Source organism: Rhodanobacter sp. G1 (assembly GCF_055397855.1).
The window spans coordinates 584,099-601,998 of record NZ_AP039674.1; the positions used below are offsets into that span (position 1 = coordinate 584,099).

The window sequence follows — 17,900 nt, forward strand, 5'->3', positions numbered from 1 at the left end:
CCGTGATTGCGCGATGCGCCGACGGCTGAAGCACGAAGGCCGCACTTCGCAGTGCGGCCTTCGCCGTTTCACGTTCGCCGGATCAGGGGCGCCAGTCGGGCAGTCTGCGCGCGACGGCGACGTTCTTCAGCGCGACGTAGCGCGGCAGGCCATTCGTGCCATAGGGCAGCGGCGCTTCGCCCGCGATCAGCGGCGCGAGATAGCGCCGCGCGGCGGCGGTGATGCCGAAGCCGTCGCGGGTGATGAAGCCCTTCGGCATCTTCTTCTCGCGGTTGGCGATCTTCGCCAGCGGCGCGGGCTCGATCTTCCAGCGGTAGGGCGCGTCGCTGGTGCGGGTTATCACCGGCATCACAGCGTTCATGCCGGCCAGCGCGTAGTCCACCGCGGCCTTGCCCACGGCATACGCCTGTTCGGCATCCACCTTGGACGCTGCGTGCCGCGCGGAGCGTTGCAGGTAGTCAGGCAGCGCCCAGTGGTACTTGTAGCCGAGCTTCTGCTTCACCAGTGCGGCCAGCGTGGGCGCCACACCGCCGAGCTGCACGTGGCCGAAGGCGTCCCGGGTGCCGGCATCGGCGAGAAACTGGCCCTCGGCGTTGCGGATGCCTTCGGAGGCGACCACGGTGCACCAGCCCACGCGCTCCACCGTAGCCTTCACCTTCGCCAGGAACGCGGCTTCGTCGAACACGTTCTCGGGGAACAGGATGAGGTGCGGCGCCTCGTCCGGGCCGTTGCCGGCGAGGCCGGCAGCGGCGGCGATCCAGCCGGCATGGCGACCCATCACCTCGAGGATGAACACCTTGGTCGAGGTCTCGGCCATCGAGGCCACGTCGAGGCTGGCTTCCAGCGCGGAGATCGCCGTGTATTTCGCCACCGAGCCGAAACCGGGGCAGCAGTCGGTCACGGCGAGGTCGTTGTCCACCGTCTTGGGTACGCCGATGCAGCGCAGGTCGTAGCCCATCGCCTTGCCGATCTGCGAGAGCTTGAGCGCGGTGTCGGCGGAATCGTTGCCGCCGTTGTAGAGGAACCAGCGGATGTCGTGCGCGCGGAACACCTCGATCAGCCGCTCGTACTCGGCGCGGTTGGCTTCCAGCGATTTCAGCTTGTAGCGGCAGCTGCCGAACGCGCCGCCCGGGGTGTGGCGCAATGCCGCAATCGCGGTCTTCGATTCCTTGCCGGTGTCGATCAGGTCTTCGCGCAGCGCGCCGAGGATGCCGTTGTGCGCGGCGTAGGCCTGCACGCCCTTCGCCCGCGCCGCCTCGATCACGCCGGCCGCGGTGGCGTTGATGACGGCGGTGACGCCGCCGGATTGGGCGTAGAGCAGCTTGCCTTGGACGGGGCGACGGATCGGCATGGCGTGGTCTCCGATGGTGGGTGCGAAGCGTTGCGCGCGACGACTTTCGTTTGACTATAACTGGCTGCAAACGCTAACGTGGAACCCATTTCCCAGGGAATCGGCGGCCGTCTGCCGCCATTGCGGAGCGATATGCGACTCGTGCTACTCGGCGCGCCCGGTTCGGGCAAGGGCACCCAGGCCGCCCGGCTGAAGAACGAACTGGCCGTGCCGCACATTTCTACCGGCGACATGCTGCGTGCCGCCGTGGCCGCGGGCACGCCCACCGGGCTCAAGGCCAAGGCCGTGATGGACGCCGGCAAGCTCGTCTCCGACGACATCCTGCTCGCCATGCTGGAAGAGCGCCTGGCTCAGCCCGACGCGAAGAACGGCTTCATCCTCGACGGCTACCCGCGCAACCTCGCGCAGGCCGATGCGCTCGACCATCTGCTGGCCCGCATCGGCCAGCCGCTGGACGCGGTGGTGAAGCTGGAGGTGCCGAACGAGGCGATCATCGCCCGCTGCGAGATCCGCTACGCCGCCGAGCACCGCAAGGACGACGATCCGGCCGTGGTGCGCGACCGGCTCAAGGTCTACGCCGAGCAGACCGCACCGGTGGCGGATTTCTACGCCAGGTGCGGCAAGTTGCAGGTGGTCGACGGCGTGGGCGAGCTGGACGAAGTCACCGCGCGCGTGAAGCGTGCGCTCAAGGCCGAGACGGCAGCCGCCAACGGCTGAGCCCGCCTTTTCTCCCTCTCCCCTGCGGGGAGAGGGCCGGGGTGAGGGGCGGTCGGAGCGAACAAGTCCGGCCCGCGAAGTCCCGCTTCCCCGCAAGTCCCGTACCCTCACCCCCAGCCCCTCTCCCGCCGGGAGAGGGGAGCAAGCATCGGCGAGAGAGACGGATTCCACGACATGCGCCTGCACATCCTCGGCATCTGCGGCACCTTCATGGGCGGCGTCGCCGCGCTGGCGCGCGAGCTCGGCCTCGCCGTCGAGGGCTCCGACGCCAACGTCTACCCGCCCATGAGCACCCAGCTCGAAGCGCTGGGCATCCGCCTGATGGACGGCTACCGGGCCGAGCACCTCAAGCCCGCGCCCGATCTCGTCGTGGTGGGCAACGCGATGACGCGCGGCAACCCGGCCGTGGAGTACATGCTCGACGCGCAGCTGCGCTACATCTCCGGCCCGCAGTGGCTGGGCGAGACGCTGTTGCCGGGCCGCGACGTGCTGGCCGTAGCCGGCACGCACGGCAAGACCACCACCACCAGCCTGCTGGCGCACCTGCTGGAAAGAGCGGGCATGGCACCGGGCTTCCTGATCGGCGGCGTGCCGGGCAACTTCGGCGTTTCCGCGCGCAAGGGCGATGGCAAGCCGTTCGTGATCGAGGCGGACGAGTACGACAGCGCGTTCTTCGACAAGCGCTCGAAGTTCGTGCACTACCGCCCGCGCATCGCCATCCTCAACAACCTCGAATACGACCACGCGGACATCTTTCCCGACGTAGCGGCGATCCAGCGCCAGTTCCACCACCTGGTGCGCACGGTGCCGGGCAACGGCCGGTTGGTCGTCAACGCGCACGACGGACATCTCGCCGAAGTGCTGGCGATGGGCTGCTGGACCCCGGTGGAGACCTTCGGCATCGGCCGCGGTGACTGGCGGGCGGAATTGATCGAGGCGGACGGCTCCACCTTCGCCGTGCATCGTGGCGCCGAGCGGTTGGGCGAAGTGCGCTGGCCGCTGCTGGGCAACCACAGCGTGATGAATGCACTCGCTGCGCTGGCTGCGGCAACCGCGGCGGGCGCCGATCCGCGCGCCTTGCTGCCCGCCTTCGCCAGCTTCGAGAGCGTGAAGCGGCGCATGGAGCTGGTGGGCGAAGTGGGCGGCGTGCGCGTGTACGACGATTTCGCCCATCATCCCACCGCCATCGCCACCACGCTGGCGGGCCTGCGCGCCAGGGTGGGCGAGGCGCGCATCCTGGTGGCGCTGGAGCCGCGCTCCAACTCGATGCGCCTAGGCGCGCACGCCGAGGCGCTGGCGCCTTCGCTGGCCGATGCCGACGGCGTGCTGTTCCTGCACCGGCCCGAATTGCCGTGGGACGCGCAACGTGTCACCGATGCGCTGCAGGGGCGAGGCAGCACCGCGCCAAGCGTGGATGCTCTGCTCGCGGCCTTGCGTGCGAAAACGCAGCCTGGCGACCACGTGGTGTTCATGTCCAACGGCGGTTTCGAAAGCGCACCACGGCGCTTCGTCGAGTTGCTTGCGCGCTGAGGGAACGGGTTCCCGCGCTGCCCATCAGGCCAGGCGAGGGCCTTCTGGATTGCCCGCTTCGGCGCGCGCCCGGCGCAGCTTGCGACGCAGCCGGCTATACAACTTGACCGCGGCGAACGCCGGCCATTGCCGATCGGGGTACATCGCCCGGCGCTCCCTCCAGACGGCGGCAAGCAGCGGCAGGTTTCCCGATCCTTGGTATGCGTGCTCGATGGCCTGCAGCATGCGGCTGGCGCGGCTGGTGTCGCCGAGCTTGCTGGCCATCCATGCGCGCAGCAGCAACCCGCGCTCGTCGAACCAGACCAGATTGCGATTGGCCAGCCTGGCAGGCGCCGCCTTGCCGATGGCGGAAAAGGCCTGCGTGTGCCGGCGAAACTGCACCAGCGGCTCGTCGACGTGGACGATGCCGGCGCTGGCCGCTGCGTACAGGGCCAGTTGCCAGTCGTAGTAGAGCGCAGGCACCAGCGGGCATGCACGTTCGAACAATCCGCGCCGCAGCAGCATCGCGTGGCCGGATGCCGAGTTGGCGAAGACGAACTGCATCGGGTTCGCGCCGCGCAGCATTTCGACATCGTCGGAAACGCGCCGGCCCGTCGGCGCGCCGGCCTCGTCGATGTAGAGCGAGTCGCAGTAGGCCATGTCGCGGTCGCCGATGGCCGCCAGCAATCGGGACAGTTTCGCCGGAAGCCAGACGTCGTCCTGGTCGCTGGGCGCGAGGTACTCCCCGCGGCAAAGCGACATGGCGCGCTCGAAACTGCGCGTGAGCCCGAGATTGCCGGGGTTGGCATGCACGCGGACGCGCGGATCCCGGGCTGCGTAGGCGTTCAGGATGGCGAGGCTTTCGTCGCTGGAGCCGTCGTCCACCGCGACCACCTCGATCCGCACATCCTGCTGCGCCAGGATGGAATCCATTTGCGGCGGCAGGAACCTGGCGCCGTTGTAGACGCTGATCGCCACGGAGATCAAAGGTTGCGGATGCGGAGCGCTGTGCATGGCCTGGAAGCGTATTGCCGATGGGGAGGCGGGGGAATCCACGGAGCCGGAGCTGAACGGCCCGAACCCTTGGCGGCGTCCAAAGCCCGCCCGCCTGGCGTACGGGCCTGACCGGGTGCTGCATTCCGGGCGAAACGGCGATTGTGCCGCAGCGTTGATGCGTGGTGAAAGCAGCCGGTGAATGAACGGCCAGACGCGATATCCTGCGGCGACCCTGGCCAATCCGATCCCAGCATGAGCGATCTCTCCGGCAAGACCCTGTTCATCACCGGCGCCTCGCGCGGCATCGGCCTGGCCATCGCGCTGCGCGCCGCGCGCGACGGCGCCAACGTGGCGATCGCCGCCAAGAGTGGCGTGCCCAACCCCAAGCTGCCAGGCACCATCCACACCGCGGCGGCCGAGGTCGAGCAGGCCGGCGGCCACGCGCTGGCGATCCAGTGCGACATCCGCGAGGAAGCCGAAGTGCATGCCGCGGCGGCGCAGGCGGCCGAGCGTTTCGGCGGCATCGACATCGTGGTGAACAACGCCAGCGCGATCTGGCTGGCCGGTATCGAAGGCACGCCGATGAAGCGCTTCGACCTGATGCACCAGGTCAACACGCGCGGCACCTTCCTGGTCACCCAGGCCTGCCTGCCCTACCTGAAGAAGGCCGTGAACCCGCACGTGCTGATGCTGGCGCCGCCGCCCACGCTCGACCCGAAATGGTTCGCGCCGCACACCGCCTACACCATCGCCAAGATGGGCATGAGCCTGTGCGTGCTGGGCATGAGCGCGGAGTTCGCGCCGCAGGGCATCGCGGTGAACGCGCTGTGGCCGCGCACGGTGATTGCCACCGCGGCCATCGCGATGATCGACGGCGTGAAACCCGAGCATTGCCGCACGCCGGAGATCGTGGCCGATGCCGCGCACGCCATCCTCGTCCGGCCATCGCGCGAGTACACCGGCCAGTTCGCCATTGACGAGGACGTGCTGCGCGAGAACGGCGTGCGCGATTTCGACCGCTACGCGGTGCAGCCGGGCCAGCCGCTGCTGCCCGACCTTTTCCTCGGCTGAGTTCCCGCGCCGCGCATGGCTGGCCGATCCTCCCGCGCCGAACTGCCGCTGTTCCCGCTGTCCACCGTGCTGTATCCGGGCGGCCGGTTGGAGCTGCGCGTCTTCGAGCCGCGCTACCTGGATCTGGTGCGCGAATGCACGCGCGACGGCAGCGGCTTCGGCGTCTGCCTGATCCTCGCCGGGCGCGAAGTGGGCGAGCCGGCTTTGCCGGCGGCGGTGGGCACATTGGCGCGCGTCGTGGATTTCAACTATGGCGCCGATGGCCTGCTCGGCATCGTGGCCGAGGGTGGGCAGCGCTTCCGGGTGCGCCGCACGCGGGCGCGTTCGGACGGCCAATTGCGCGGCGAAGTGGAGTGGTGGCCGGAAGAGGCGCCCGCGCCGGTGCCGGTGGAACTCGCGTTGCTGCAAACGATCGCCGAGCGACTGGTCGAGGCGATGGCGCCGCACTGGAAACAGGCGCCGCGCGAATGCTACGACGATGCGCGCTGGCTGGGTTTCCGCTTGGCCGAGCTGCTGCCGCTGGGCGGCGACGAACGCCAGCGGTTGCTGGAGCTGACCGATCCGCTGCAACGCCTGGCCGAACTGCGCGACATCCTGCCGCGATTCCAGAAGGCATGACCCGGAAAACCTGATCCGCCCCTCGATGCGTGAGTGGCGTGCAGGCGTGGATAATGGCGGCTCCCCCTGGAGTGCCCCACATGCCGCAACACGATTCGCCCGCGTCCCTGATCGGCCTCGGCAAGCGCTACTGGCTGCCGGTGTACAAGCCGCGCGAGGTGGTGCTCGACCACGGCAAGGGCGCGCGCGTGTGGGATGCCGAAGGGCGCGACTTCATCGACTTCGGCGCCGGCATCGCGGTGAACGCGCTGGGCCACGGCGATCCCGACCTGCTCGCCGCGCTCGCCGCGCAGGCCGGCAAGCTGTGGCACGCCAGCAACGTGTTCTACACCGAGCCGCCGCTGCGACTCGCCGAGGAGCTGGTGCAGGCCAGCGGCTTTGCCGAACGCGTGTTCCTGTGCAATTCCGGCGCCGAGGCCAACGAGGCGGCGATCAAGCTGGTGCGCAAGTGGGCGGCCGCGCAGGGGCGCTCGCCGGAGCAGCGCGTCATCGTCACCTTCAAGGGCTCGTTCCACGGCCGCACGCTCGCCACGGTCACCGCCACCGCGCAGCCCAAGTACCAGGAAGGCTACGAGCCGCTGCCGGCTGGCTTCCGCTACCTCGACTTCAATGATGCGAACGCGCTGGAAGCCGCCTTCGCCGCCGGCGACGTCGCCGCGGTGATGCTGGAGCCGGTGCAGGGCGAAGGTGGCGTGGTGCCGGCCGCGCCGGGCTTCCTCAGGCGCGTGCGCGAGCTGTGCGATGCGCATGGCGCGCTGCTGGTGCTGGACGAGATCCAATGCGGCATGGGCCGTACCGGCGCGCTGTTCGCACACGCGCACGACCGCGTGCAGCCGGACATCGTGACGCTCGCCAAGGCGCTGGGCTGCGGCTTCCCCATCGGCGCGATGCTGGCCGGCCTCAAGGTGGCCGAGGTGATGCAGTACGGCGCGCACGGCACCACCTTCGGCGGCAACCCGATGGCGGCCGCAGTGGCGCGCGTGGCGCTGCGCAAGCTGGGTTCGGCGGACGTGCTGGCGAACGTGGCGCGGCAGGCGGATGCGCTGCGTGCTGGTCTGGCGCGCATCGACGGCGAGTTGCGCTTGTTCGGCGAGGTGCGTGGCCGCGGCCTGATGATCGGCGCCGTGTTGGCCGAGGCGTACAAGGGCAAGGCTGGCGAGATTCTCGATCATGCCGCCGCGCACGGCCTGCTGTTGCTGCAGGCCGGCCCGGACGTGCTGCGTTTCGTGCCGTCGCTGACGATCAACGACGAGGAAGTGGCCGAGGGCCTCGATCGCCTGCATGCGGCGTTGAGCGCCTTCGCACAGGCTTGAGCATTGGAGACAGGCGATGAAATACCTGCACACCATGGTGCGCGTGCGCGACATCGACGCCTCGCTGCGCTTTTATTGCGAGGGACTGGGGCTGCGCGAGACGCGTCGCATGGAAAACGCCCAGGGCAAGTTCACCCTGGTTTTCCTTGCCGCGCCGGACAGTCCCGAGGCGGAGATCGAGCTCACCTACAACTGGGGTTCGACCGAGGACTACGGCAGTGCGCGCAATTTCGGCCACCTCGCGTTCCGCGTGGACGACATCTACGCCACCTGCCGGCGGCTGATGGACATGGGCTACACCATCCATCGCCCGCCGCGCGACGGCCACATGGCCTTCGTGCGCTCGCCCGACCTGATTTCCGTCGAGCTGCTGCAGGACGGCCACCTGCCGCCGCAGGAGCCGTGGGTTTCGATGCCCAACACCGGCAGTTGGTGAAATCGGGTACGTCGCCCAGGCGTCGGGCGGCGCGCGATTCAGCCTTTCGCCTCGGCCAGCGCCTCGCGCGCGGCCTGCAGGGTGTCGGCGATGTCCTGATCCGAATGCGCGCTGGACAGGAAGCCCGCCTCGAACGCGCTGGGTGCGAGGTACACCCCGCGCTTCAGCATGCCGTGGAAGAAACGGTTGAACAGCGCAGTGTCCGCCGTGGTGGCCTGCGCGTAGCTGGTGACTTTCTCCGCGCAGAAGAACAGCCCGAACATGCCGCCCACGCGGTTGGTGCTGAACGGCACGCCGGCGCCATCCGCCACCGACTGGAAGCCGTCGCAGAGCAGGCGCGTGCGCGCGGCGAGCGTGTCGTAGAAGCCCGGAGCCTGGATCAGCTCCAGCATCGCCAGGCCCGCCGCCATCGCCACCGGGTTGCCGCTGAGCGTGCCGGCCTGGTAGATCGGGCCGCTGGGCGCGACCTGTTCCATCAAGTCGCGCCGGCCGCCGTAGGCGCCCACCGGCATGCCGCCGCCGATGATCTTGCCGAAGGTGCTGAGGTCGGGCGTCACGCCGTAGTGCGCCTGCGCGCCGCCCAGCGCCACGCGGAAGCCGGTCATCACCTCGTCGAAGATCAAGAGCGCGCCGTGCCGCGTGCACAGTTCGCGCAGGCCTGGCAGGTAGCCGTCCACCGGCGGGATGCAGTTCATGTTGCCGGCGACCGGCTCGATGATCAGGCCGGCGATGTCACCGCCTTGTTCCGCGAACAGCGCCTTCGCCGCGTCGAGGTCGTTGTAGGGCAGGGTGAGCGTGAGGTCGGCGCTGGCCTTGGGTACGCCGGGCGAGGTGGGCACGCCGAAGGTGAGCGCGCCGGAGCCGGCCTTGACCAGGAAGCTGTCGCCATGGCCGTGGTAGCAGCCCTCGAACTTCACGATCTTGGCGCGACCGGTGGCGCCGCGCGCGAGGCGGATCGCCGACATGGTGGCCTCGGTGCCCGAGTTCACCATGCGCACCATTTCCACCGACGGCAACAGTTTCGCGATGGTTTCGGCCATCGTCACCTCGGCCGGGCAGGGCGTGCCGAAGGAGAGGCCGTCTTTCACTGCGCGTTCCACCGCTTCGCGCACGAAGGGATGATTGTGGCCCACGATCATCGGGCCCCACGAGCCCACGTAGTCGATGTAGCGCGTGCCTTCCACGTCCCACAGGTAGGCGCCGTCGGCGCGCGTGGTGAAGAACGGCTCGCCGCCCACGGACTTGAACGCGCGCACCGGCGAGTTCACGCCGCCGGGCAGGCGTTGCTGGGCGCGCTGGAACAGTTCGTGGTTGGTGCTCATCGGTGGGCTCTCGATCAATCGGACGGGTAGAGGCAGGCGAAGCGCTGCGCGGCGGCGCGCACGTCAGGCGCGGAAAAAACCGCCGAGATGACGGCGAGGAAATCCGCGCCGGCTTCGATCAGCGAGGGCGCATTGTCCGGCGTGATGCCGCCGATGGCCACCCGCGGCACGCCCAGCGCGGCGCTCTGTCGCAGCAGGTCAGGCGAGGCGCGCGCCGCGTGCGGCTTGGTGGGCGAGGGGAAGAACGCACCGAAAGCCACGTAGTCGGCGCCCGCCGCCGACGCGGCACGCGCGAGTTCGAGCGAGTCGTAGCAAGACACGCCGATGATCGCACCGCTGCCAAGCGCAGCGCGCGCGGCGGCGACGTCGCCATCGTCGCGACCCAGGTGCACTCCCGCGGCGCCTGCCGCGGCAGCAAGCGCGACGTCGTCGTTGATGATGAGCGGCACGGCATGCGTGTCGCACAGGCGCTTGAGCGCGACGGCTTCGGCATGGCGTTGCGCGGCATCCGCGGTCTTGTCGCGGTACTGCAGCACGCGCGCGCCGCCGGCCAGCGCCTGTGCAACTGCATCCATCAGGCCGGTACGCGGGCCATCGGTGATCGCGTACAGGCCGCGGTGTGGCAATCGGGTTCGGGTCATCGTGCAGCTTCCGCAACGGCAGGCGAGTTGCGAGAATGCACCATTCACCCTAGAACAAAGAAGCCCGACGATGAGCGACAGTGCAAGCCAGGTTCCCGGTCAGCGCAAGTGGATGTGCGTGGTCTGCGGTTACATCTATGACGAGGTGCTGGGCGTGCCGGAAGAAGGCATTGAGCCAGGCACGCGCTGGGAAGACGTGCCCGAGACCTGGACTTGCCCGGATTGCGGCGCTACCAAGAGCGACTTCGAGATGATCGAGGTCGACTGATCGCCGGTTTCCACCAGCAGGTTCCCGTCAGCAGGCGGCCCGATTTCGCCATCTTCCCGCCTGCGAACGGGCCTGCCGATCCGCTGTGATGCTTCCACGCGCAAGCCTTGCGCGTTTCGCCGGAAGCACCACCATGCAGCAGTTCATTCCGTTTGAAGACGAGTGGGACATGCTCGATGCGGTTTGCATGGAAGCATTGATCCCCTACCGCGTCGGCCTCGTCGTCGCTCAGTCCGCCGACCCCACTTCGCCCTTGATCGCCAGCGTGTCGCCGTCGCGCACGCCGATCCGCCTGGCCGTGCCCGCCGGCAGCTCAAGCACGTAACGCGCCGGCCCCGTGCTCGGATAGATCGGGCAGGGATCGGCCTTGCACGGTGGCACGTTCTGCTGTGCGGACACCAGTTTGCGCTTTGCATCGAAGTACAGGATGTCGAGCGGGATCAGCGTGTTCTTCATCCAGAACCCGCGTTGTGCCGTGTCGGGGAACACGAACAGCATGCCGTGATCCGCGGCCAGCGCCGTGCGCATCATCAGGCCGCGCTCACGCGCGGCCTCGTGGGTAGCCAGTTCCGCTGTGAAGTGCTGGCCGCGCAGAGTCACCGTCACTGCTGCTGCATGCGGGCCCGAACAGGCGCTGCAGGACAGTGCGAGCAGCAGTGTGACGGCCAGTGGCTTCGACATGCGTGCTTGCCTTTGCGTGTATGCGTCGATCACTGAGTGTATGCCGACGCCGCGTCGCGGCCTGAAAAATTTGTGCGTAGCCTCTTCACAGTCGCACGCAGCGGCGCTATGATTCTCGCCCCTTCGACGAGACGCCTTGCTTCGAAGGGTTCGCGTCACCACCCCGCAAATAAAGATTCTTGGCAGCGGGTGTTGACGGACAGGAAAGACGATGTATAGTAGGCGGCTCACCGGGACGAAATGTCCCACGGCGGAAAGCTCCGCGGTGAAGTGATCTTTGACAGTGTGCACAGGTGAATTGTGTGGACGCCTTGCGCTGGCGGGTCGATGACCTGTCCAAGCAATGCAAGCGTCCCACCCAAAAGAAAGTCAGTAATGAGTTTTGATTGGTTGGGGTCACGCTTCAGAAAGATAGATCTTCTTCGGGAGATCGAAAACTTAAGTGAAGAGTTTGATCCTGGCTCAGATTGAACGCTGGCGGCATGCCTAACACATGCAAGTCGAACGGCAGCACAGGTAGCAATACCGGGTGGCGAGTGGCGGACGGGTGAGTAATGCATCGGGATCTACCCAAACGTGGGGGATAACGTAGGGAAACTTACGCTAATACCGCATACGTCCCATGGGAGAAAGCGGGGGCTCGCAAGACCTCGCGCGGTTGGACGAACCGATGTGCGATTAGCTAGTTGGTAGGGTAATGGCCTACCAAGGCGACGATCGCTAGCTGGTCTGAGAGGATGATCAGCCACACTGGGACTGAGACACGGCCCAGACTCCTACGGGAGGCAGCAGTGGGGAATATTGGACAATGGGCGCAAGCCTGATCCAGCAATGCCGCGTGTGTGAAGAAGGCCTTCGGGTTGTAAAGCACTTTTATCAGGAGCGAAATGCCATGGGCCAATACCCCGTGGAGCTGACGGTACCTGAGGAATAAGCACCGGCTAACTTCGTGCCAGCAGCCGCGGTAATACGAAGGGTGCAAGCGTTAATCGGAATTACTGGGCGTAAAGGGTGCGTAGGCGGTTCGTTAAGTCTGTCGTGAAATCCCCGGGCTCAACCTGGGAATGGCGATGGATACTGGCGAGCTAGAGTGTGTCAGAGGATGGTGGAATTCCCGGTGTAGCGGTGAAATGCGTAGAGATCGGGAGGAACATCAGTGGCGAAGGCGGCCATCTGGGACAACACTGACGCTGAAGCACGAAAGCGTGGGGAGCAAACAGGATTAGATACCCTGGTAGTCCACGCCCTAAACGATGCGAACTGGATGTTGGTCTCAACTCGGAGATCAGTGTCGAAGCTAACGCGTTAAGTTCGCCGCCTGGGGAGTACGGTCGCAAGACTGAAACTCAAAGGAATTGACGGGGGCCCGCACAAGCGGTGGAGTATGTGGTTTAATTCGATGCAACGCGAAGAACCTTACCTGGCCTTGACATGTCCGGAATCCTGCAGAGATGCGGGAGTGCCTTCGGGAATCGGAACACAGGTGCTGCATGGCTGTCGTCAGCTCGTGTCGTGAGATGTTGGGTTAAGTCCCGCAACGAGCGCAACCCTTGTCCTTAGTTGCCAGCACGTAATGGTGGGAACTCTAAGGAGACTGCCGGTGACAAACCGGAGGAAGGTGGGGATGACGTCAAGTCCTCATGGCCCTTACGGCCAGGGCTACACACGTACTACAATGGTCGGTACAGAGGGTTGCAATACCGCGAGGTGGAGCCAATCCCAGAAAGCCGATCCCAGTCCGGATTGGAGTCTGCAACTCGACTCCATGAAGTCGGAATCGCTAGTAATCGCAGATCAGCTATGCTGCGGTGAATACGTTCCCGGGCCTTGTACACACCGCCCGTCACACCATGGGAGTGAGTTGCTCCAGAAGCCGTTAGTCTAACCGCAAGGGGGACGACGACCACGGAGTGGTTCATGACTGGGGTGAAGTCGTAACAAGGTAGCCGTATCGGAAGGTGCGGCTGGATCACCTCCTTTCGAGAACGACAGCGCGATCCGTCGCGCAAGACGTCCACACAAGACACCTGTATTTCACGTAGCGTCCCTGCAAGAAAGCTTTGCGGGTCTGTAGCTCAGGTGGTTAGAGCGCACCCCTGATAAGGGTGAGGCCGGTGGTTCGAGTCCTCCCAGACCCACCATCACTGGTCGCCGGATCCTTCGGCGGAAAACTGGCCATCCTTGGCCGGACTCTTCACCAAAGGCTATGGGGCCATAGCTCAGCTGGGAGAGCACCTGCTTTGCAAGCAGGGGGTCGTCGGTTCGATCCCGACTGGCTCCACCACGATGGACTGCGTGAAGACAAGCACACTAAAAGATTTTGAAGCGAGGCGGCGTTGAGGCCGTTCTTGTGTTCTTTGAAAACTGGCAAACGAGTGACAAGCGTCTTGGTTCGAACTGAACCGAGACACGTGTTGAGGCACGAACAGGTGGTTTGAAAGTATGGCCCTGAGGCGACTTGGGGTTATATGGTCAAGCGACCAAGCGTATACGGTGGATGCCTTGGCAGTCAGAGGCGATGAAGGACGTGGCAGCCTGCGAAAAGTGTCGGGGAGCTGGCAACAAGCTTTGATCCGGCAATGTCCGAATGGGGAAACCCACCTAGCAATAGGTATCCGTAACTGAATTCATAGGTTGCGGAAGCGAACCCGGGGAACTGAAATATCTAAGTACCCGGAGGAAAAGAAATCAACCGAGATTCCGTCAGTAGCGACGAGCGAACGCGGACTAGCCCAAAAGTGCACAGTGTTTTAGTCGAAGGGTCTGGAAAGGCCCGCCGCAGACGGTGATAGCCCGGTAGGCGAAAGGGCACCGTGCATGAAATTGAGTAGGGCGGGGCACGAGAAACCCTGTCTGAACATGGGGGGACCATCCTCCAAGGCTAAATACTCCTGACTGACCGATAGCGAACAAGTACCGTGAGGGAAAGGCGAAAAGAACCCCGGAGAGGGGAGTGAAATAGACCCTGAAACCGTATACGTACAAGCAGTGGAAGCCCGTAAGGGTGACTGCGTACCTTTTGTATAATGGGTCAGCGACTTACTGTCAGTGGCAAGCTTAACCGTCTAGGGGAGGCGAAGGGAAACCGAGTCTGAATAGGGCGCATAGTCTCTGGCAGTAGACCCGAAACCGAGTGATCTATCCATGGCCAGGTTGAAGGTGCGGTAACACGCACTGGAGGACCGAACCCACATCTGTTGCAATAGATGGGGATGAGCTGTGGATAGGAGTGAAAGGCTAAACAAACTCGGAGATAGCTGGTTCTCCTCGAAAGCTATTTAGGTAGCGCCTCGGACGAATCTTCCTGGGGGTAGAGCACTGTTATGGCTAGCGGGTCATCGCGACTTAGCAAACCATGGCAAACTCCGAATACCAGGACAGACTATCCGGGAGACACACGGCGGGTGCTAACGTCCGTCGTGAAAAGGGAAACAACCCAGACCCGCAGCTAAGGTCCCCAAGTTCTAGCTAAGTGGAAAACGATGTGGAAAGGCATAGACAGCCAGGAGGTTGGCTTAGAAGCAGCCATCCTTTAAAGAAAGCGTAATAGCTCACTGGTCGAGTCGGTCTGCGCGGAAGATTTAACGGGGCTAAGCTAGACACCGAAGCTCGGGGTGCACAGCAATGTGCGCGGTAGAGGAGCGTTCCGTAAGCCTGTGAAGGTGGATTGTAAAGTCTGCTGGAGGTATCGGAAGTGCGAATGCTGACATGAGTAACGATAATGCGGGTGAAAAGCCCGCACGCCGAAAGCCCAAGGTTTCCTCGCGCAACGTTCATCGGCGCAGGGTGAGTCGGCCCCTAAGGCGAGGCAGAAATGCGTAGTCGATGGGAAGCTGGTTAATATTCCAGCACTGGTCTGTAGTGCGATGTGGGGACGGAGAAGGTTAGGTCTACCGGGCGTTGGTTGTCCCGGGGAAAGGCGGTAGGCATGAGGGTTAGGCAAATCCGGCCCTCTTTATGCCGAGCACCGAGACGAGCCCTTTTGGGCGAAGTGACTGATACCACGCTTCCAGGAAAAGCCACTAAGCTTCAGCTACAGCCAACCGTACCGTAAACCGACACTGGTAGGCAGGGTGAGAATCCCAAGGCGCTTGAGAGAACTCGGGTGAAGGAACTAGGCAAAATGGCACCGTAACTTCGGGAGAAGGTGCGCCCTCCGACGTGGTCACGTGCGTGACTGAGCGTTAGAGGGTCGCAGTAACCTGGCCGCTGCGACTGTTTATCAAAAACACAGCACTCTGCAAACACGAAAGTGGACGTATAGGGTGTGACGCCTGCCCGGTGCTGGAAGGTTAATTGATGGGGTCAGCCGCAAGGCGAAGCTCTTGATCGAAGCCCCAGTAAACGGCGGCCGTAACTATAACGGTCCTAAGGTAGCGAAATTCCTTGTCGGGTAAGTTCCGACCTGCACGAATGGCGTAACGACAGCGGCGCTGTCTCCACCCGAGACTCAGTGAAATTGAAATCGCTGTGAAGATGCAGCGTTCCCGCGGCAAGACGGAAAGACCCCGTGAACCTTTACTATAGCTTTACACTGAACGTTGAGTTCTTCTGTGTAGGATAGGTGGGAGGCTACGAAACCGAGACGCCAGTTTCGGTGGAGCCATCCTTGAAATACCACCCTGAAGTGCTTGACGTTCTAACCTCGGCCCGTAATCCGGGTCAGGGACCGTGTATGGTGGGTAGTTTGACTGGGGCGGTCTCCTCCCAAAGAGTAACGGAGGAGCACGAAGGTACGCTCAGCGCGGTCGGACATCGCGCACTGTGTGCAAAGGCATAAGCGTGCTTGACTGCAAGATCGACGGATCAAGCAGGTACGAAAGTAGGTCTTAGTGATCCGGTGGTTCTGTATGGAAGGGCCATCGCTCAACGGATAAAAGGTACTCCGGGGATAACAGGCTGATACCGCCCAAGAGTTCATATCGACGGCGGTGTTTGGCACCTCGATGTCGGCTCATCACATCCTGGGGCTGTAGCCGGTCCCAAGGGTATGGCTGTTCGCCATTTAAAGTGGTACGCGAGCTGGGTTCAGAACGTCGTGAGACAGTTCGGTCCCTATCTGTCGTGGGCGTTGGAGATTTGAGGGGGGCTGCTCCTAGTACGAGAGGACCGGAGTGGACGTTCCGCTGGTGTTCGGGTTGTCATGCCCATGGCATTGCCCGGTAGCTATGAACGGAAGCGATAACCGCTGAAAGCATCTAAGCGGGAAGCGCGCCCCAAGATGAGATCTCCCGAGAGTTCAACTCTCCTGTAGGCACCATTTAGACTAAGTGGTTGATAGGCGCGGTGTGGAAGTGCAGCAATGCATTGAGCTTACGCGTACTAATGAGCCGTGCGGCTTGACCATATAACCCCAAGTGGCCTTCACCACGTATCCCGGTACTTCAACCCGGACGCTTGTCACTCGTTTGCCAAATTCTTGAAGCCGGCGCATCTGCGCTGCTTCAACCCCTTCCCTGGCGGCCATAGCGCTGTGGTCCCACCCGATCCCATCCCGAACTCGGAAGTGAAACGCAGCCGCGCCGATGGTAGTGTGCACTTGCATGCAAGAGTAGGTCACCGCCAGGGGCTTTATCCCCAAACACCCTCACCGATACCGGTGGGGGTGTTTGCTTTTGGGGCTCCACATAACCTCTCCACCGTGCCTTGGCGACCCTATCGCCTATCATCCCAAGGACGACTTGGCAACGCGGAGCGCGCACTACAGGCGGTTGCTACAGCCCTGTCGTTCGGTGCTGACGACCCTGTCGAGGTTAGGTGCTTTATCGGATGCAGGGCACAGTCACACCGACGTCCCCCCGGTTTTGAGTAGCACGGCCGTTTGGAGTCCAATTCCCCAACCGAAGGAGATTGGACGTGAAGAAACGCTTTTCCGAAGAACAGATCATCGGCTTCCTGCGTGAGGCGGATGCCGGGCTGCCGATCAAGGATCTGTGCCGCCAGCACGGCTTCAGCGAGGCCTCCTACTACCTGTGGCGCAGCAAGTTCGGCGGCATGAGCGTGCCGGACGCCAAGCGCCTGAAGGAGCTGGAGACGGAGAACACGCGGCTGAAGAAGCTGCTGGCCGAGCAGATGCTTGAGAACGAGGTGATCAAGGACGTCCTGCGAAAAAAACCGTAGGCGCACCGGCCCGGCGAGCGTTGGTGCGCCAGATGATCGACAAGGGGCTAAGTGAACGGTGCTCGTTGCGCGTGGTGGGCATGAGTGCCAGCGCGTACCGCTATCAGGCGCAGCCAGACCGCAACGTGGTGCTGCGGCGGCGGATCGTGGAGCTGGCGCAGCGGCACAAGCGCTACGGTGTGGGGATGATCCACCTGAAGCTTCGGCAAGAAGGCGGCGAGCCGGTGAACTACAAGCGTGTGGAGCGGTTGTATCGGGAGGAACGGCTGCAGGTGCGTCGGCGCAAACGGAAGAAAGTGCCGGTGAGCGAGCGGCAACCGCTGTGTCGTCCATCGGCGCCCAACGAGGTCTGGTCGATGGACTTCGTCTTCGATCGCACCGCCGACGCCCGCGTCCTCAAATGCCTGACCATCGTCGATGACGCAACGCATGAGGCGGTGGGCATCGAAGTCGAGCGAGCCATCTCCGGCACGGGCGTAATGCGCGTGCTGGATCGTCTGGCAATCATTCGCGGCCTGCCCAAAACGATTCGCACTGACAACGGCAAAGAGTTCTGCGGCAAGGCGATGGTCGCCTGGTCGCACGAGCGCGGCGTGCAATTGCGCCTGATCGAACCGGGCAAGCCGAACCAGAACGCTTACATCGAATCGTTCAACGGTCGGCTGCGCGATGAGTGCCTCAACGAACACTGGTTTCCCAGCCTGCTACACGCGCGCACCGAGATCGAACGCTGGCGCCGGGAGTACAACGAGGAGCGACCGAAGAAGGCGTTGGGTGGGCTGACACCTGCCGCCTACGCGAAGCAGTTAAAGTAACTCCGGACTCTAAACCGACCCGCTACTCAAAGCGGGGGGACG

The 17,900-nt window shown here is 64.1% G+C and carries 13 protein-coding genes, 2 tRNA genes and 3 rRNA genes; 13 read left to right on the forward strand and 5 right to left on the reverse strand.

Annotated elements, in window-relative coordinates:
• Positions 1–82: 82 nt before the first annotated feature.
• Positions 83–1,351 carry a 6-phosphofructokinase gene (locus ACZ5Z2_RS02370; RefSeq protein WP_464760381.1) on the reverse strand — a complete coding sequence of 423 codons (1,269 nt, stop codon included), beginning with the start codon at positions 1,349–1,351 and terminating at the stop codon, positions 83–85.
• Positions 1,352–1,483: 132 nt separating this feature from the next.
• Here ACZ5Z2_RS02370 and ACZ5Z2_RS02375 point away from each other — a divergent pair, with 132 nt between their 5' ends.
• Both ACZ5Z2_RS02375 and mpl read left to right on the forward strand, forming a co-directional pair.
• A complete protein-coding gene (locus ACZ5Z2_RS02375; protein WP_464760382.1) occupies positions 1,484–2,068 on the forward strand; it encodes an adenylate kinase in 585 nt (194 codons plus the stop codon).
• A 174-nt stretch (positions 2,069–2,242) separates the two neighbouring features.
• On the forward strand, positions 2,243–3,598 hold the full coding sequence (mpl, locus tag ACZ5Z2_RS02380) for a UDP-N-acetylmuramate:L-alanyl-gamma-D-glutamyl-meso-diaminopimelate ligase (RefSeq protein ID WP_464760383.1): 1,356 nt from the start codon (positions 2,243–2,245) through the stop codon (positions 3,596–3,598).
• A gap of 24 nt (positions 3,599–3,622) precedes the next feature.
• On the opposite strand, the gene ACZ5Z2_RS02385 is transcribed toward mpl, so the two are convergent.
• On the reverse strand, positions 3,623–4,591 hold the full coding sequence (locus ACZ5Z2_RS02385; RefSeq protein ID WP_464760384.1) for a glycosyltransferase: 969 nt from the start codon (positions 4,589–4,591) through the stop codon (positions 3,623–3,625).
• 234 nt (positions 4,592–4,825) lie between these two features.
• Between ACZ5Z2_RS02385 and ACZ5Z2_RS02390 the strand changes: the two genes are divergently transcribed.
• The 4 genes from ACZ5Z2_RS02390 (at position 4,826) to ACZ5Z2_RS02405 (ending at position 8,011) form a co-directional block, all read left to right on the forward strand.
• Positions 4,826–5,644, forward strand: a complete 819-nt coding sequence (locus tag ACZ5Z2_RS02390) for an SDR family oxidoreductase (RefSeq protein ID WP_464760385.1) — start codon at positions 4,826–4,828, stop codon at positions 5,642–5,644.
• 15 nt (positions 5,645–5,659) lie between these two features.
• Positions 5,660–6,262, forward strand: coding sequence for an LON peptidase substrate-binding domain-containing protein (locus ACZ5Z2_RS02395; RefSeq protein ID WP_464760386.1), 603 nt, complete (start codon positions 5,660–5,662; stop codon positions 6,260–6,262).
• 80 nt (positions 6,263–6,342) lie between these two features.
• Positions 6,343–7,575 (forward strand): acetylornithine/succinylornithine family transaminase, encoded by a 1,233-nt coding sequence (locus ACZ5Z2_RS02400; RefSeq protein WP_464760387.1) that lies wholly within the window; start codon positions 6,343–6,345, stop codon positions 7,573–7,575.
• Positions 7,576–7,591: 16 nt separating this feature from the next.
• Positions 7,592–8,011: a VOC family protein gene (locus ACZ5Z2_RS02405; protein ID WP_464760388.1), complete on the forward strand. Its 420-nt coding sequence runs from the start codon at positions 7,592–7,594 to the stop codon at positions 8,009–8,011.
• A gap of 38 nt (positions 8,012–8,049) precedes the next feature.
• On the opposite strand, the gene hemL is transcribed toward ACZ5Z2_RS02405, so the two are convergent.
• Positions 8,050–9,333 (reverse strand): glutamate-1-semialdehyde 2,1-aminomutase, encoded by a 1,284-nt coding sequence (gene hemL / locus ACZ5Z2_RS02410; RefSeq protein WP_464760390.1) that lies wholly within the window; start codon positions 9,331–9,333, stop codon positions 8,050–8,052.
• 14 nt (positions 9,334–9,347) lie between these two features.
• Positions 9,348–9,974, reverse strand: a complete 627-nt coding sequence (thiE, locus tag ACZ5Z2_RS02415; protein WP_464760391.1) for a thiamine phosphate synthase — start codon at positions 9,972–9,974, stop codon at positions 9,348–9,350.
• Positions 9,975–10,044: 70 nt separating this feature from the next.
• Between thiE and ACZ5Z2_RS02420 the strand changes: the two genes are divergently transcribed.
• The gene (locus ACZ5Z2_RS02420) at positions 10,045–10,242 is read left to right on the forward strand and encodes a rubredoxin (protein ID WP_192158192.1); all 198 of its coding nucleotides are present in this window, start codon (positions 10,045–10,047) and stop codon (positions 10,240–10,242) included.
• Positions 10,243–10,470: 228 nt separating this feature from the next.
• On the opposite strand, the gene ACZ5Z2_RS02425 is transcribed toward ACZ5Z2_RS02420, so the two are convergent.
• A complete protein-coding gene (locus ACZ5Z2_RS02425; RefSeq protein WP_464760392.1) occupies positions 10,471–10,923 on the reverse strand; it encodes a DUF192 domain-containing protein in 453 nt (150 codons plus the stop codon).
• A 439-nt stretch (positions 10,924–11,362) separates the two neighbouring features.
• On the opposite strand from ACZ5Z2_RS02425, the gene ACZ5Z2_RS02430 reads away from it, so the two are divergent.
• The 6 genes from ACZ5Z2_RS02430 (at position 11,363) to ACZ5Z2_RS02455 (ending at position 17,858) form a co-directional block, all read left to right on the forward strand.
• A 16S ribosomal RNA gene (locus ACZ5Z2_RS02430) occupies positions 11,363–12,903 on the forward strand.
• Positions 12,904–12,987: 84 nt separating this feature from the next.
• Positions 12,988–13,064, forward strand: a tRNA-Ile gene (locus tag ACZ5Z2_RS02435).
• 67 nt (positions 13,065–13,131) lie between these two features.
• Positions 13,132–13,207: transfer RNA gene (locus ACZ5Z2_RS02440), tRNA-Ala, on the forward strand.
• Positions 13,208–13,393: 186 nt separating this feature from the next.
• Positions 13,394–16,270, forward strand: a 23S ribosomal RNA gene (locus ACZ5Z2_RS02445).
• A gap of 108 nt (positions 16,271–16,378) precedes the next feature.
• Positions 16,379–16,491: ribosomal RNA gene (gene rrf, locus ACZ5Z2_RS02450) — 5S ribosomal RNA — on the forward strand.
• Together the 16S, 23S and 5S rRNA genes with 2 tRNA genes alongside form the textbook arrangement of a ribosomal RNA operon.
• Positions 16,492–16,779: 288 nt before the next feature.
• Positions 16,780–17,858 (forward strand): IS3 family transposase gene (locus tag ACZ5Z2_RS02455; protein WP_464759962.1). Its coding sequence is split into 2 segments (ribosomal slippage): positions 16,780–17,038 and positions 17,038–17,858, totalling 1,080 coding nucleotides; the frame shifts between segments, so codons are not numbered across the junction.
• Positions 17,859–17,900: the final 42 nt, after the last annotated feature.

Coding starts and splice junctions, on each gene's coding strand:
- ACZ5Z2_RS02370 (WP_464760381.1), bottom strand. CDS start 1,351: ATGCCGATCCGTCGCCCCGTCCAAGGCAAGCTGCTCTACGCCCAATCC.
- ACZ5Z2_RS02375 (WP_464760382.1), top strand. CDS start 1,484: ATGCGACTCGTGCTACTCGGCGCGCCCGGTTCGGGCAAGGGCACCCAG.
- mpl (WP_464760383.1), top strand. CDS start 2,243: ATGCGCCTGCACATCCTCGGCATCTGCGGCACCTTCATGGGCGGCGTC.
- ACZ5Z2_RS02385 (WP_464760384.1), bottom strand. CDS start 4,591: ATGCACAGCGCTCCGCATCCGCAACCTTTGATCTCCGTGGCGATCAGC.
- ACZ5Z2_RS02390 (WP_464760385.1), top strand. CDS start 4,826: ATGAGCGATCTCTCCGGCAAGACCCTGTTCATCACCGGCGCCTCGCGC.
- ACZ5Z2_RS02395 (WP_464760386.1), top strand. CDS start 5,660: ATGGCTGGCCGATCCTCCCGCGCCGAACTGCCGCTGTTCCCGCTGTCC.
- ACZ5Z2_RS02400 (WP_464760387.1), top strand. CDS start 6,343: ATGCCGCAACACGATTCGCCCGCGTCCCTGATCGGCCTCGGCAAGCGC.
- ACZ5Z2_RS02405 (WP_464760388.1), top strand. CDS start 7,592: ATGAAATACCTGCACACCATGGTGCGCGTGCGCGACATCGACGCCTCG.
- hemL (WP_464760390.1), bottom strand. CDS start 9,333: ATGAGCACCAACCACGAACTGTTCCAGCGCGCCCAGCAACGCCTGCCC.
- thiE (WP_464760391.1), bottom strand. CDS start 9,974: ATGACCCGAACCCGATTGCCACACCGCGGCCTGTACGCGATCACCGAT.
- ACZ5Z2_RS02420 (WP_192158192.1), top strand. CDS start 10,045: ATGAGCGACAGTGCAAGCCAGGTTCCCGGTCAGCGCAAGTGGATGTGC.
- ACZ5Z2_RS02425 (WP_464760392.1), bottom strand. CDS start 10,923: ATGTCGAAGCCACTGGCCGTCACACTGCTGCTCGCACTGTCCTGCAGC.